Source organism: Thioalkalivibrio sp. ALM2T (assembly GCF_000381505.1).
Taxonomy (GTDB): Bacteria; Pseudomonadota; Gammaproteobacteria; order Ectothiorhodospirales; family Ectothiorhodospiraceae; genus Thioalkalivibrio; species Thioalkalivibrio versutus.
In genome coordinates, this window is record NZ_KB906557.1 from 113,243 (window position 1) to 128,047 (window position 14,805).

The 14,805-nt window shown below is 65.2% G+C and carries 14 protein-coding genes and 1 pseudogene; 9 read left to right on the forward strand and 6 right to left on the reverse strand.

Annotation, left to right across the window (positions count from 1 at the left end; all coding sequences use genetic code 11):
- The first annotated feature begins 12 nt into the window (after positions 1–12).
- The 5 genes and pseudogenes from F816_RS0103205 (at position 13) to F816_RS0103225 (ending at position 3,571) form a co-directional block, all read left to right on the forward strand.
- Complete coding sequence (locus F816_RS0103205) at positions 13–1,101, forward strand: class I SAM-dependent methyltransferase (protein ID WP_019593519.1); 1,089 nt, start codon at positions 13–15, stop codon at positions 1,099–1,101.
- 23 nt (positions 1,102–1,124) lie between these two features.
- The gene (locus tag F816_RS0103210) at positions 1,125–1,589 is read left to right on the forward strand and encodes a DUF302 domain-containing protein (protein WP_019593520.1); all 465 of its coding nucleotides are present in this window, start codon (positions 1,125–1,127) and stop codon (positions 1,587–1,589) included.
- Entirely contained in the window at positions 1,570–2,193 is a 624-nt protein-coding gene (locus F816_RS0103215) for a hypothetical protein (RefSeq protein ID WP_019593521.1), read from the forward strand. Before F816_RS0103210 ends, F816_RS0103215 begins: the two co-directional genes overlap by 20 nt.
- Before the next feature lie 83 nt (positions 2,194–2,276).
- Positions 2,277–2,714, forward strand: a pseudogene (locus F816_RS13995) (TlpA family protein disulfide reductase); the annotation flags it as partial.
- Between the two features lie 392 nt (positions 2,715–3,106).
- Positions 3,107–3,571: a DUF411 domain-containing protein gene (locus tag F816_RS0103225; RefSeq protein ID WP_019593523.1), complete on the forward strand. Its 465-nt coding sequence runs from the start codon at positions 3,107–3,109 to the stop codon at positions 3,569–3,571.
- Between the two features lie 408 nt (positions 3,572–3,979).
- Here F816_RS0103225 and F816_RS14830 read toward each other — a convergent pair whose 3' ends face one another.
- Entirely contained in the window at positions 3,980–4,726 is a 747-nt protein-coding gene (locus tag F816_RS14830) for a hypothetical protein (protein WP_155998493.1), read from the reverse strand.
- Positions 4,727–5,122: 396 nt separating this feature from the next.
- Between F816_RS14830 and F816_RS0103230 the strand changes: the two genes are divergently transcribed.
- Together F816_RS0103230 and F816_RS0103235 are read left to right on the forward strand one after the other, a co-directional pair.
- Positions 5,123–5,524: a hypothetical protein gene (locus tag F816_RS0103230; RefSeq protein ID WP_019593524.1), complete on the forward strand. Its 402-nt coding sequence runs from the start codon at positions 5,123–5,125 to the stop codon at positions 5,522–5,524.
- Between the two features lie 262 nt (positions 5,525–5,786).
- Complete coding sequence (locus F816_RS0103235; protein ID WP_019593525.1) at positions 5,787–7,472, forward strand: alpha/beta-hydrolase family protein; 1,686 nt, start codon at positions 5,787–5,789, stop codon at positions 7,470–7,472.
- A 12-nt stretch (positions 7,473–7,484) separates the two neighbouring features.
- Here the strand turns inward: F816_RS0103235 and F816_RS0103240 are convergent, their stop codons facing one another.
- Positions 7,485–7,985, reverse strand: a complete 501-nt coding sequence (locus tag F816_RS0103240) for a CAP domain-containing protein (RefSeq protein ID WP_038085318.1) — start codon at positions 7,983–7,985, stop codon at positions 7,485–7,487.
- 182 nt (positions 7,986–8,167) lie between these two features.
- Between F816_RS0103240 and F816_RS0103245 the strand changes: the two genes are divergently transcribed.
- On the forward strand, positions 8,168–8,614 hold the full coding sequence (locus F816_RS0103245; RefSeq protein WP_019593527.1) for a DUF302 domain-containing protein: 447 nt from the start codon (positions 8,168–8,170) through the stop codon (positions 8,612–8,614).
- 91 nt (positions 8,615–8,705) lie between these two features.
- On the opposite strand, the gene F816_RS0103250 is transcribed toward F816_RS0103245, so the two are convergent.
- Entirely contained in the window at positions 8,706–9,122 is a 417-nt protein-coding gene (locus F816_RS0103250; protein ID WP_019593528.1) for an ABZJ_00895 family protein, read from the reverse strand.
- Positions 9,123–9,249: 127 nt separating this feature from the next.
- Entirely contained in the window at positions 9,250–9,615 is a 366-nt protein-coding gene (locus tag F816_RS0103255; protein WP_019593529.1) for a hypothetical protein, read from the reverse strand.
- A gap of 158 nt (positions 9,616–9,773) precedes the next feature.
- Between F816_RS0103255 and F816_RS0103260 the strand changes: the two genes are divergently transcribed.
- The gene (locus tag F816_RS0103260; protein WP_019593530.1) at positions 9,774–10,418 is read left to right on the forward strand and encodes an outer membrane protein; all 645 of its coding nucleotides are present in this window, start codon (positions 9,774–9,776) and stop codon (positions 10,416–10,418) included.
- 33 nt (positions 10,419–10,451) lie between these two features.
- On the opposite strand, the gene F816_RS0103265 is transcribed toward F816_RS0103260, so the two are convergent.
- Together F816_RS0103265 and F816_RS0103270 are read right to left on the reverse strand one after the other, a co-directional pair.
- The gene (locus F816_RS0103265) at positions 10,452–13,649 is read right to left on the reverse strand and encodes an efflux RND transporter permease subunit (RefSeq protein ID WP_019593531.1); all 3,198 of its coding nucleotides are present in this window, start codon (positions 13,647–13,649) and stop codon (positions 10,452–10,454) included.
- Between the two features lie 3 nt (positions 13,650–13,652).
- Complete coding sequence (locus F816_RS0103270) at positions 13,653–14,693, reverse strand: efflux RND transporter periplasmic adaptor subunit (protein ID WP_155998499.1); 1,041 nt, start codon at positions 14,691–14,693, stop codon at positions 13,653–13,655.
- Between the last annotated feature and the right edge of the window lie 112 nt (positions 14,694–14,805).

The following is a 14,805-nucleotide window of genomic DNA, read 5'->3' on the forward strand; positions in this document are numbered from 1 at the left end:
GAGGTACACCGCATGTCGTCTGCCCTGGAAACCCAGCCGCCCCCACAGGCCACCGCGGACTTTGGCGACCACCTGCTCGACATCCTCAACCACGGGGCGCTGTGCCTGATGCTCTCGGTGGGCCACCGCACCGGGCTGTTCGACGGCCTGCGCGAACGGCCGCCATCGACCTCCGACGAGATCGCCACAGGCACCGGGCTGAACGAGCGCTATGTCCGCGAATGGCTCGGCGCCATGGCAACCGCGGGCATCGTGACCGTGGATCCCGAGGGTCCGCGCTTTGCCCTGCCGCCCGCGCATGCAGCCTGCCTGACGCGCGCAGCCGCTGCCGACAACCTGGCGGTGTTTGCCCAGTACATCGCCGTGCTGGGCGCCGTGGAGGATGCGATTGTCGCGGCGTTCCAGACCGGGGCCGGCGTCCCCTACGAGCACTACACGCGCTTCCACGAGGTCATGGCCGAAGACAGCGGCCAGACCGTGCTGTCCTCGCTGGAGAGCGACATCCTGCCCCTGGTATCCGGCCTGACCGACCACCTCGAACGCGGGATCCGGGCGCTGGATGTCGGTTGCGGCAGCGGGCGCATCATCAATCGCCTCGCCGCGCTCTATCCGCGCAGCCACTTCACCGGGCTGGATCTCTCGGCACAGGCCCTCGCACGCGCCCGAGACGAGGCCAAGGCAGGCGGGCTGAGCAACGTTCAGTTTGTCGAGGCGGATGCTGCCGAGATGGACCGCCACGTCGAGGCGCAAGGCTACGAACTAATCACCACCTTCGACGCCATCCACGACCAGGCCGATCCCCTGGGCGTCCTGCGCGGCATCCACCGGGCACTGGTGCCCGAAGGAATCTACCTGATGCAGGACATCCGCAGCTCCGGACAGATCCCGGGCGATCTGGATCACCCGCTCGGGCCCTTTCTCTACACCGTCTCCTGCATGCACTGCATGCCGGTCTCGCTCGCCCGGGGCGGCCCCGGGCTTGGCGCGATGTGGGGCGAACCGCGCGCCCGCGAATACCTGCAACGCGCCGGTTTCCGCGACATCCGCGTCCACCAGCTGGCCCATGACCCGCAGAACAACTGGTACGTGGCCACCCGATAACCAGCCCAAAAGGAGGACCCACCATGCACACTCAAAACCGGATCACGACCCTGGCGCTCGCCACCACTGCAGCCATGGCGCTGGCCCTGACGGCGCCGCTGGCGGCTGCCGAACCCGACGACCACTTTGTCATTCACGACAGTGAGCAGACCCGAGAAGAGCTCGCCAGCGTCATCCGCGAGTTCGCCGAGAACGAGGAGGACTGGATCTTTCTCGCCGAGTTCGCGCTGGCGGGTGGCGATATTACGGCCCTGAAGGTCTGCTACCTGCCGCTGGGACCGGACATCCTGGATGCCGGGCTGCATGTCGGGGCGATGATGCCCTGCGGCCACATCGGCCTGTACGAAGAGAACGGGGGCACCAAGCTCTCCATGCTGCACCCGAAGTTCATGACCACGCTGCAGCCCCACCCAAGCCTGGAGCGCGCGGTGGAAAACGCAGAGCCCGCCTTCGAGACCCTGCTCGACCATGTCCTCGGCGGGCCCTGAACGAGCGCCGCCGGGCCTGCTCGCCGTGCTCGGCGCCCTGGTGCTGGCCCTGGTCGCGTTCCCGCTTCACGCGGGGGCGGCCGGGGCGGATACGCTCGAATCCCGCACGGACGCGGAGACCGGACTGAGCAGCTGGCACTGGCAGGGCGCCGGGCTGTCGCTGGAGCTCGCCCAGTTGCTTCCCGCCCAGACCCGCGCGTTCTTCATGGGCCGCGGTTTCGGGGCCGAGCCGGCCGCGCTCGTCGCGGAGCACTGCGTGTTCCAGGCGATCCTGCGCAACACCCATCCCGAGGCCGCGCTCGACCTGGATCTCGGCCGCTGGCGTTCACTGACCCGCGAGGGCGAACACCCGCTGGTGCTCAATCGCCACTGGCAGGAGGAATGGCAGACGCAAGAGGTCACCGAACGCGCGCGCATTGCCTTTCGCTGGGCCCTGTTCCCAACCGAACACCGCTTCGAGCCCGGCGACTGGCTGATGGGCATGCTCGTCTCCGACCACGCGCCCGGTACGCGTTTCGACCTGCAGCTCCAATGGGAGGCCGGGGGTACCGCGCACGAGAAGCGCCTGGACGGGCTCGAATGCGCGCCTCCGGAGGCCCCATGATCACGGCCAGGTACCTGCGCTCGATTCTCCTGGGGCTGGCCTGCGCGGCGCTCTACACACTGGCGGCGGCCGACCAGGAATAGCTCACGGCCATCCCCGAGCGACCGGAGGCCCCGCCCCTGGCGCTGGACGATATCGACGGCGGACATCACGACCTGGCCGACTATCGCGGACAGGTCGTGATCGTGAACTTCTGGGCCACCTGGTGCCCGCCGTGCCGGGACGAGCTCCCCGCCCTGCAACGCGTCTGGGAGGAACTGCGCGAGGACGGGCTGGTGGTGCTGGGCGTCAATGTCGGCGAAGATGCCGAACTCATCTTCTTCTTTACCGCCGACTATCCGGTGGACTTCCCCCTGCTGCTCGATCAGGACGCCACCGCCATCGACACCTGGCCGGTGCGCGGCATCCCCACCACCTTCGTCATCGACCCCGACGGCCGCATCGCCTACCGCGCCATCGGCGCCCGCGACTTCGACCACCCCGACATCCTCGAACGCCTGCGCGCACTCGCCAGCCCCTGAGTGCGGGGCGCGAACCCCAGCCCCGTTTCCGCGAATCGCGCATTCCCCACATACCGAAATCTCCCACTCGGTAACGCGCTCGCACTCGGCCCAGGCTCCCCATCCCGACTTAAAACCCGGCGATTCCTGCGGCTCCGCGCTCGAGATTCGCGCTATGCTCCACAGGCGCGTTATCTTCGCGGCAGCGACGAGCTTTCCAGGGCTTCCAAGAGGCCCCGGCAATCGTCATAAAGCGGGTGCTTACGCACTTTTTCGGGAGCCGCCCCTGTCTTGCAACAGGGGCCTGGAACGCACCGCGACACCCCCTGGGGCAAGCGGATCGTGCGGCGCAGGTTTGTGAGTGCCCGATCCACGATTCCGATTCCGAAGACAACACCGGCTGGAGTCCCTGTATGACCAAACGACTATTGACCTACGGCATTTTGCCCGCGCTGCTGTTGCTGCTGCTGGGCGTGGTGGTGGCCAACAAGCTGGCGGCCGAGCCGGATATCCATGTCTACAAGTCGGCGGCCTGTGGCTGCTGCAATGACTGGATCGACCATCTTGAGGCGGCCGGTTTCAAGGTGGAATACACGAACGTGCGCGACCTCGACGGCATCAAACAGGAAATGGGCCTCCCCCGGGAACTGGCCTCCTGCCATACCGCGGTGATCGACGACTACATCATTGAAGGCCATGTGCCTGCTTCGGATATCCAGCGCTTGCTGGCCGAGCGTCCCGATGTCTCCGGCCTGAGCGTGCCCGGCATGCCGCATGGCTCACCCGGCATGGAAACCGGACGCGAAGATCCCTACCAGGTCCTCAGCTTTGACCTGACCGGCCAGAACCTCGAGGTCTGGTCGGAATACAACCAGTGAGTCAGAACACGGGACGAGGTAGACACCGTTTTACCGCAACCTCCAGTGGAGGGACCGGACGACATCGGTCTCCCTCTCCTCCTCGCGCTGCACGGCGTCGAGGCCGCAGCGCGGTTACACCCCGCCTTTGGTCCTCAACTCACTCGACCTCGAATCCCTCCTCGCGAAGCGGTCACGCGCTCTCGCCCTCTTAATCGCCCGATTCTGCCGTCAAAATTGACGTTCTAAGGCCCCAAAAGGCCCCTTGTCTTCGCCCATCCCAATGATTGTGAGCAGGTTTCAGAGGTCCAACCCCGTTATTGGGTGTCCGACCCCGTTACACCTCCGTTGCTCGGCCTCCCGCAGCACGCTCGGTTTTGTAGAACAGGCGACGTCGCAACGAAAAAGCCGTTGCCGCGCCTGCTCTTGTTAACCGTTTTTCTCTCTAAGAGCTGCTATCTTTTGGCACATAGAATAATACAAAGACTTCTTCATGCCCGCCTCACTTCTTCTTGGTGGAAACCACGATAACCCTGAATCAATTTCGGATAGAAAACAAAGCGAATTAATGGCTGCAACCGTTTTATAGGAGTTAATTGGTTCTCCGTAATCTGAGTCAGCATACACAGCATGCATGATGCCGTTTCTGTTCGTATTGTCGTCATGCGGAAACTCACCAGAGCCCGCATATAATTTCTTTGTTGCGAACCGCTCAAAAGAATCAATCATTGATCCCACTTCTTCATATGCCCCCAACTTTTTGCTAGCAACTTCTGTTTTGCAGCTTTCACACAGGTTTTTAATTGTTTTCTTTATATGCTTGTGCTCCACACCCCTCTTGTCAGCCAGCCGCCTAGAAACCCCCTCCACAACAGGAATCAAAGTTGCTACTGCCGCATAATGCAGACCAAGAAAATGGGCCTCCAGACCATCCCCTAAGATGTTCATGTAATCTTTTATAAAAGGCGTGACCGAGTATTTCTCTACATATAGGCTAGCGATATTAGAAGGAGAATATATATCAGCCAATATCGCTCCAAGGCCTGCTTGAGTAAGGCCGCCCTGATCTTCAATATTTCTTCTTAGGATTTCATCCATTTCCCCCATGGTCACATAAGGAGGAATAAACCAACCAATTTTCTCGAACTCAACAGACCAAGAATCAAGACTTCCCATGCACGACTACCTAGTACAGTTAACGCGAACCCTTTTCAATGACGGGGTCGGACCTGCGAAAAACACCCAGAATCGGTGACATAGACCGAATCGATGCCCCCTACGAACGCCTTAGAAGGCCGTTTTTGATGGCAAATCCGGAGGTTTAAGCTGCCATCAACGATGCACTTGAGATTCTAAGGCCCTAATCAGGACTATTCCTTCGTTGGACCATATTGGGAGGGTGGACTTGGGTCAATTCGCCTATGGGTGGAGGTGGCGTCTGATCGCCGTTGACGCTTAGGCCGGCACTTCGTGCTCGGGGTCTGCCAATCGCTCGATCTCAAGTAGATGCTCTCGGCGCGGCAGGACATGGCTTGTCACCGAGCTGTCATGCCGCTGTAGTACCGTGGCCACATGAATGAATCACGATCCCCCCACTGGTCGGGCGCAGGCGCGGACCTGCTCCTGCTGCTGCAGTCCATCGAGAACCACGATCAGGCCCAGCGCCTGGCGCGTGTCGCCGGCTGGGTGCTCGTGTTCGCTGGCGTTGTAGTCGTGATGCTGGGTGTGCTGGTCGCGCATACGCCCACGATGACCGAAGGCACGCTGGTTGCGCTGTTGGCGCTGGTGGGTGGTTGGATGCGGAGCCGTGTCGCCGCCGTGCTGCTGATGTTGTTGATGGCGTTGGGGTTGGCGACCGGGCTGGCGGTGGGTGCGGCGACGGGTGGGCTTCTGTTGCAGGTTGCGTTGTTTGGCGTGGCGTTGCGGATGGTTGAGGGGACGTTTCGGTTTCGGCGGGCTGTCTCGGCTGAGTAGGCTGGATTAGGTGGAAGCTCGGTGCTGGTGATATAGCTCGCGCTGGTGGTTTCGGATGGAGGTTACTCGCTCCGCTCGCCCTTCGGGCCGGCCTGCGGCCGTTCAACGCGCTTCGCGCTTTTGTGCTTCGTCGCTGCGCTCCACGCAATGACGGGTTGGTGGGACCGCTCGGCAGGCGGGATGTGAGCGGGGAGACTTGAACCCGTAGGGCCGGGCCGACAGGATGAGCTTTTCCGCCATCTTTGAAGGAAGCGCTTACGCGATGTCTGCCGTCGCTCGCCTGCAAACCCGAGTGCGAGGCTTTATCTGGCCTGGCTGGGCGACCCGTATCCTGAGGACGCTGTCGATCCCGGGGCTGATCCTGGCCTCGCTGTTCTTTGCCGCGTCGCTGACCCCCAGCCTGATTCCGCGCACCGATGACGTGCAGGGCATCCTGTCCGGGCTGTCATTGGCGGCGGGCTACGGGCTGGGCGTGTTCTTGCACTGGCTATGGTCCTACCTGGAACTGCCCGAATTCAGCGACCGTACCCATAACGTGCTGGTACTGATCGCCAGCGTCGGCGCCGCACTGGTCGTGCTGCTCTTTCTGTGGCAGGCGACCGAGTGGCAGAACAGCATTCGCGCGCTGATGGAGCAGGAGCCGGTGGATGGGGGCTTCCCGATCCGGCTGGGTCTGATCGCGGCGGCGGTGTTTGCCGCCACACTCGCGGTCGGACGGCTGTTCCAGTTGCTGGTGCGGTTTCTGGCGCGGCATCTGCGCCGCTTTGTCCCGCGCCGGCTGTCCAACGTGATCGGCGTGCTGGTGGCGGCCGGGGTGTTCTGGGCGGTGATCGATGGGGTCATCCTGGAATACGGCCTGCGCACGGCCGATCGCAGCTTTCAGCAGTTCGACGTGCGCGAATACCCGGGCGTGGAGCAGCCCACTGCGACCTTCCGGAGCGGCAGCCCGGCGTCGCTAATTACCTGGGACCAGGGGCTGGGCCGCCAGGGCCAGCGCTTCATCGGCCAGGCCCCGGATGCCGCCTCGATCGCCGACTTTGCCGGCGAGGCCGCGCGGGATCCGATCCGCGTGTATGTGGGGCTGAACGCCGCCGAGACCATCGAGGAACGGGCGCGCCTGGCGCTGCAGGAGATGCTGCGGGTCAATGCCTTTGATCGCTCGGTGCTGGTGCTGGCCACGCCGACTGGACGCGGCTGGGTGGACAATCGCGCCATCCAGCCGGTCGAGTACCTGCATGGCGGGGATGTGGCCACCGTGGCCGTGCAGTACTCCTATCTGCCGAGCTGGCTGTCGCTGATGGCGGAGTCGCAGTACGGCCATGAAACCGCCCAGGCAGTGTTCGCGGAGATCTATGGGTACTGGAAGCAGCTGCCACCGGACGCCCGCCCGGACCTCTACCTGTACGGGCTGAGCCTCGGCGCACTCAACTCCGAGCGCGCGGCCGATCTGTATGACGTGATCGGCGATCCGTTCTCCGGCGCGCTATGGGCCGGCCCGCCCTTCCGTAGCGAGACCTGGCGCGACATCGTGCGCCAGCGCCAGCCGGACTCCCCGGCCTGGCTGCCGCGCTTTCGCGACAGCTCGGTGGTGCGCTTCACCAATCAGGAAAACCACCTGGAGATCCCCGATGCCGACTGGGGGCCGATGCGCATCGTCTACCTGCAGTACGCGAGCGACCCGGTCACCTTCTTCGAGCCGCAGGCGCTGTACCGCAAGCCGGAGTGGATGCAGGCCCCGCGCGGCCCGGACGTCTCGCAGGACCTGACCTGGTACCCGGTGATCACCATGCTGCAACTGGCCGTGGACGTGACCATCGGCGATGCCGCCCCGCGCGGCTACGGCCACGTGTATGCCACCGAGCACTACATCGACGCCTGGAACGCCGTCAGCAATGCCGGCTGGTCCGAAGAGGAACTCGGCTGGCTGAAACGCCACCTGGCCGACTGACCAAGAGGCGAGCTACTCCTCCGAATCCGGCTCCGGCCCGAACCAGACGATCGCGTACTCCTCCGACAGGGCCGCACCCATTGCCTGCCATTCGCGGTGGGCCCAGACACCCTCATTGGCCAGCACGGCGTAATGCGCGGGGCTGCGGCGCCAGATGTCCAGTGCGGTCTCCTCGGTCATGGCCTCGCTGCGCCAGGCGACGATCTCGAACCCCGGATGCGGGTAGGCATCCTCCGTCAACTCGCTCGGCTTGTCCCGCATGCACCGGGCCGAGACTGGATCGCCCGCCCGGTAGCAGCAGGGCGTCCACGCGCCGCTATCCGACCAGCTGTGCAGGGAGCACTGCCGGCCTACCGGATCGTGCGTCTCGATGTCATCCAGGTGGGTCTCCGCGACCTCGGCCAGCGCCGGTGACCACGGGATGGCCGCCAGCCCTTGGCGTTCGCGGTACTCGTTGATCGTCTCGCTCAAGGCTTCCCCGGGCGGCACGGAGGCGCAGCCGCCCAGCACCATTGCCAGCACCGCACCCAACCCAGCCACCCACGGGCCCTTATCGCGCCCCCTCCAGCCCTGCATCCTGCCTCCCTGGTCACGTCGTTCCATTGCCCTGTCCGAGCCGGGCAATCCCCGCGTCGGTGTCCTATTCTTCTTGTACCGGAGGTTGCCCCGGCGATCACACCCCAAGGGAGCCCGGAATGCGCTACGTCCTGTACAGCCTGTCACTGCTTCTACTGCTTGGATGGCCCCTTGCCAGCGCCCATGCAGAAGCCCCCGAACACGAACATTTCATCGTGAAGAGCACCGAGCAATCGCGCGAGGCCGTACTCGAGGCCATACGCGACTACACCGAAGCCTCGGGCGACTGGTTCTACCTGACCGACATCCCGCTGCGCCGGGGCGCCCTTATCCTGGTCAAGATCTGCTACATCCCGGCCGCCGGGGATATCTTCGCCGCCGGCCCCCACGTCTCGGCCCTGCTGCCCTGCGGCCACCTCTCGCTGTACGAGGAAGACGGCCGCACCCAGCTGTCCATGCTGCACCCGCGCTTTATGAGCACACTGAGCCCGGGCCCGGAAATGGACCGCGCCGTGGAGAAGGCCACCCCGGCCTTCGAAGCGCTCCTGGACGCCGTGCTGGAATAGCGTAGCCAGCCCCTCGCCCGATTAGGTACGCGTAGCAAGCACCACTAGTGGCGGGCGCCACCAGAAAGACCCGGCGGCGCAAACATGCGCGCTATTGCGCGGCTTCGTCAGCGACCAACCCCCGCTTGCGCAGGCTGCGCCCCGTGGAATGAACCATTGCAGCAATGAACAGGGCGTAGACCAGCGCGACGACTGCGAGGATGCCCAGGAACAGCGCGTCTAGTTCCACCTCGCCTGCGAGGACAGCGATGAGGCCCAATGGGACGTCTGTGAGCCAGAACAACGCCACCATGCCTGTGATCACCCGCCATTTCTCGCCGCGCGACAGGTAGCGCCCGTTCTTGCGACCAAAGGCCTCGCAGGGCCATATGACGGAGACGCCCAGTATCGCCATGCCGATGGCGGTGCCAATTCCTTCCAACTCGAAATAGGCGATCGCGACGCTCGCGGCGATCATCAGCGAGATATAGAGCAGTGCAAAGCGAAGTAGCAGACCCTTGATGGACATCGTTTCCCCTCCTTGGGATGTATCGGGAGGCGCTGATTGAGTCGCGCGTCTCCCAGAAGGCCGCACCATCCTGTGCGGCGCAGATGAGCGCCGGATCGTTCCGGCCCTCAACGCTATAGCCGATAGGTCATTCCTGTTCGGTGAACTTGGCGCCCTCGATGAGTACCGGGTAGGTGTAGCCCGAGCCGAAGTCACGATCCAGGGTCAGGGTGCCGGTCACGACCACCCGATCACCCACCTCGGGCATCTCCGTCGAGGTGATGGTGATGTAATCACCCTGCTCCCCGGTCCCGTCCACGAAATGGATGAAGTTGCGGCCCATGATGTCGTCGTTCACCCGGCCCACGATGCCTTTCAAGCGAACCTCTTCGCCATCCAGCTCGGCCGGCGCCTGATTCAGCTGCTCCACGGTATGAACCTCGTCGGCCGCGGCGGTGGCCATCGAAAAAGCTGCAGCCAGAAGCGAGACCAGGATTCCCGTTCGCATGTTCATTCAGTTAACTCCCGTTGCGTGCAATAGCATGGCCGCGCGGCGGCCCGAAGACACGATTCTGGCACACCGGCGAGCCCGATTGGCCGCGAACTGTGCCAACATTCCACCCGGCCGGGGTGCTCGGCCCCTGTCACGACAACCACTCAAGGGAGAATCACATGCACCAGAAAACCCGTATCGGCGTGGCCGTAGCCGGCGCCTTCACCCTGCTGGCCTCCGCCAGCGCCGCCCATGCTAGCCCGTTCCACGGCGCCTACGTTGGAGGGCAGCTCGGCTGGGCCAGCTACGACACCGACTACGACGAGGGCGATGGTGACGGCATCTCGGGCATCAGCGCATCCGGCTTCACCGGCGGCGCCATGGCCGGATTCGGGACCGTGCTGGACAACGGGTTGTACCTGGGCGGCGAAGTGGATTTCCAGTCCGAGGATGCCGACCTGACCGTACGTCTCGAGGATGCCGAACTGGGACAGGACATCAAGTACAGCTACGGACTGACCGGCCGCATTGGCCACGTGGTAAACGACCAGGTGTTGTTTTACGGGCTGGCTGGCTACCAATATGCCCGTACCGATACGCGGCTGAGCGAAGACGGCGACCAGTTGGCCCGCTTCAAGGACAACATCAACGGTGGTCGCCTCGGCCTCGGGGTCGAATACCAGATGGACAACCGCATGTTCCTGCGCGCGGAGTATTCCTACACCTTCTTCGGGCGCGAGACCATCCGTCCGGAACCGGGTACAACCCTGCGCTTCGACACCGACGCCTCCCGCTTCATGCTGGGCGTGGGCTACCGGTTCTAGTACCGCCGGCGAACGGATCGAACGACGGCCCCGCTACCCTCGGAGCGCGGGGCCGTCCGATTCTGCCTCGACACCGCGCACACCACCGGTCAGACGGTGCTTAACCCCTTCGGCGGCGCGATTCACGACGAGGTACAGGCACGGCACGACCAGTAACGTCAGGACCATCCCCGCGATCAGCCCACCGACCACGGTCAGCGCCAGCGGGCGCATAATCTCGGCGCCTTCACCGAGGCCGATCGCCAATGGCAGCATGCCAAGCACGGTCGTGATGGTCGTCATCAGGATCGGCCGCAGGCGCAACGCCCCGGCCTCGACCACCGCCCGCGCCGGGCTCAGGCCACGTAATCGGCGGCCCTGCTCGATGTACTCCACCAGCAGGATCGCGTTGTTCACCACCACCCCGATCAGCAGGATCGCGCCGATCATCACCGGGGCGGAGACCGGTGTGCCCGTCGCCCACAGTATCGCGACCACCCCGATCAGCGACAGCGGAGCCGCCGCCACGATGATCAGCGGATTGGCCAGCCGCTCGTACTGCACGGCTAGCACCACCAGCACCAGGAAGATCGCCAGGGCCACCACCGTCGCCATCTCGCGCTGGGTCTCCTGAATGGTCTCCCACTCGCCACCGATTAGCAGGCTGTAATGCTCCGGGATGTCGACCCCGGCCAGACGGGTTTCGACCTCGGCCATCACCGAGCCGACATCGTTCACCTCGGTGTTGATGTCGCCGTTCACGCGCACCACCCGGCTCTGGTTCTCGCGCTCGATATGCGCGGGGCCCTCGCCGATCTCGAACTCGGCCACATCCGCCAGGCGCACGGGATCCCCGTTGTCGCGGAAAAGAATCATCCGCCCCAGGGTGGCCGTATCCTGCACATCCTCGCGCGGCAGGCGCACGCGCAGGTCGTAGTCGCGATCGTCACGGACGTACTGCGTCGGCACCGACCCTTCCACCGCGTCGCGGATCGCCTGCCCCACCTGGCCCACCTGCAGGCCCAGCGCAGCCGCCCGCTCGCGATCCACATGGACGCGCAGAATCGGACTCTGGTCCTCGCGCCCGACCTCGACGCCCTCCAAGCCCCGGATGCCCTCCAGGCGCCCGGCGATCACGCGGGCAATGCGGCGCATCTCGGTCAGATCCGCCCCCACCACCGCAATCGAGAGATCATCCCCGGTGATACTGAACTGCAGACCCTGGATACTCGGCGGGCGCACGGTGATCCGTGCCCCGGGGAGTTCCAGCGCATCCATCGCCTCCTGCGCCTCGGCCACCCATTGTCCCGCGCTCATGTCGCGCTGTCCGGCCGGGGTCAGTTGCACGGTGATATTGGAGGTACCCGGGCGTTCGTTGACCACGCCGCCACCGAGGTGCCCACCGACCATCGCGAACACGCTCTCCACATGCGGCAGCTCTTCCAGCGCGGTCTCGATATCGCGTGCGGCGGCATCCGTCTCGTGCGGGGGCGTGCCCGGCGGCAGGACCATACGCACGCTGACCTGGCCATCGTCGACCTGCGGCAGGAACTCGGTGCCCAGTTCACTGCCCACCTGCACCGCGCCGATCAGCAACACACTGGCCGCCCCCAGCACCGCCCAGCGCAGGCGCAGCACCTTCGGCAACAGGCGCCGGTAACGTCGGCGTAGCCCCTGCATCCCGCGATCAAACCCGCGCAGCAGCCAGGTCCGGTCCAGCCCACTCTCCCAGCGGATGCGCGTCAGCAGGGCCGCGAGCATCGGCACCAGCGTGATGGCCGCGGCGAGGGTCGCGATGATCGCGAACGACAGGGTCAGGATCAGCTCGCGGAAGATCAGCGCCCCGATCCCGGTAATCAGCAGGAACGGGAGCACCGCGGCCAGATTGGTCAGGGTGCCAGCGGTCACCGCCGAGACCACCTCGCCGGCCCCATCATGGGCCGCCTGCTCCGGTGACTTTCCGAGCTTGTCGCGATGACGGTAGATGTTCTCCAGCATCACAATGGCGTTGTCGAGCAACAGCCCCACCCCCAGCGCGAGACCGCCCAAGCTGATGATGTTCAGGGTGAGCCCGCCCAGGCCCATCATGGCGAAGGTCGCCATCAACGCAATCGGGATCGACAACCCGATGATGAAGCTCTTGCGCAGGCTGCCGAGGAACAGGAAGACCGCCAGCATCGCCAGCACGCCGCCCAGGATCGCGGCGGTACCCACCGAGCTGACCGCACCACGGATGAACGGGGCGGAGTCGCTGACCACCTCCCACTGGATGTCCTCGGGGATAAACCCCGAGCGCTCGAGCCGTTCGAGCGTGGCGCGTACCGAGTCCACCGATTCGACGGTGTTGGCATCCGGCAGCTTGAACACGGACACGCGCGCGGCCGACGTCCCGTCCAGGCGGATGAACAGGCGCTGCTCGCGGTGGCCATCGCGCACCTCGGCCAGCTCGCCGAGGCGCACATGCGCGGACTGCGGCCCCGGCAGCGGGATCAGCACATTGCGCACGTCCGCCTCGGAGGTAAACAACCCCTCGGTCTTGGCCATCACGTCAAACGTATCGGAGGTCACCCAGCCCCCGGCCACCTCGCGGTTCTCGTCCTCCAGCGTCGTGCTGATCGCCGCCAGCGAAAGGCCATAGCCGCGCACCCGCTCCTGGTCGAGGATCACCTCCAGCTCGCGCTCCTGCCCACCGGAGGCCTCCACCGAGGAGATGCCGTGGATCGCGATCAGCTGCGGCGCCAGCTGGTGTTCCACCCAGTCGCGCACCGCGGTCTCCGAGCGCACGGTGGAGGAAAACCCCGCCTCCCAGATCGGGTCCTGCGAGGGGTCGTACTTGTACAGGCGCAGGGATTCGAAATCGTCCGGCAGCTGCGTGCGCGCGAGCTCCAGGTGGCGCGCCGCGTCCTGCAACGCCAAATCCAGGTTGGTCCCGTACTCGAATAGCAGATTGACGTTGGTACGGCCCTCGGAGGCGCGGCTGTAGATGCGGGTCAGGTTCTCGGTGGCCGCGAGGTTGCGTTCCAGCACGCGGGTCACCTGTTCCTCCATCACCTCGGGCGAGGTGCCGGGATGGTTCACGGTCACACGGATGTGCGGATACTCGACGTGCGGCAGCAGATCCACCGGCAGACGATCGACAAAGAACATGCCGAGCACGATCACTACCGAGGCCAGTGCCATGATCGCCACCGGCCGGCGGATGGAGAAGCTGGTCACCCGCCCGCGCGGGCGGTCCTCCGGCCCAACCGCCATCTTCTAGCCCCGCCAGCCGACGATGCGCACGCGCTGACCCTCGCGCATGTCGATCGGGTTGGTGGCCAGCACGATCTCGCCTTCTTCCAGGCCGTCGGTGATCTCGGTCCACGGGCCGCGGGTCACGCCGGTCTCGACGCTGCGCCGCTCCAGCTGCTCGTCCACCACGACGTAGACATAGCGTTCGTCTCCGTCCTCGCCGATGGCGGCGGCCGGGACCGCCAGTGCATCCGGGCGTTCGTCGACGGTCATGCGGATGCGCGCGAGATTGCCCGGGCGCACCCCGTTGTCGGCCGCCTCGGCCGGCAGGGCAATCTCCACCGTCACCTGCTGCGAGTCCGGCGAGGCGGCCGGAAAGATGCGCCGGATCTTCGCGACATAATCGGTATCCGGAAACGCATCCAGCCGAATGGGCACATCCTGGCCCACCACCAGATCGCGTACGTCCAGCTCGGACACCCCGGGACGCAGGACCAGCGTGGTGGTATCGACCAGTTCCAGCAATGTATCGCGCGCGGCGACCGCCTCGCCGGGCTCGACCATGCGCTCGGTGATCACGCCGTCACGGCTGGCGGCGAGGGTCCCGTAATCGACCCGAGCCTGCCACAACGACTGCTCGCTCTCGGCCGAGCGCAACGCGGCACGTGCCCGTTCGTAGCTGGCTCGGCTGGCAATCCCCTCGTCACGTAACTCGGCACTGCGCGCGTATTCCAGCCGGGCCTCCTCGACATGCGCCTCGGCCCGCGCCAGCTCCGCGCGCTCCTCGGCCACGTCCAGCTCGACCAGGGTCTCGCCCTGCTCGACGCGATCGCCTTCCTCGACATGCACCGCCTCGACCACACCATCGGTGCGCGCCGCCAGCCGCACCCACGCCCGCGGCTCGACCCGCGCAGACACCATCAGCTCGCGCGACAGGTCCCGCGGCTGAAGCTCCACCGCCGCGATCGGCGTCGCGGCCTCGGCGGCCGGCTCGTCACCCGCCTGCGAAGGCTCGCCCCCGCAGCCTCCCAGCCCCAGGGCAAGGACCAGCAACAGACCACCCATCCTGCGCGGCAATGGCACGGCTCGCGGGGAGCGCGGCAGAAAAGGCCGGGTCGACCGCCGCCGAAGGAACAGGGTATCGAGTCGCATGCGCCGGATCGCTCGCGTGGAGTGG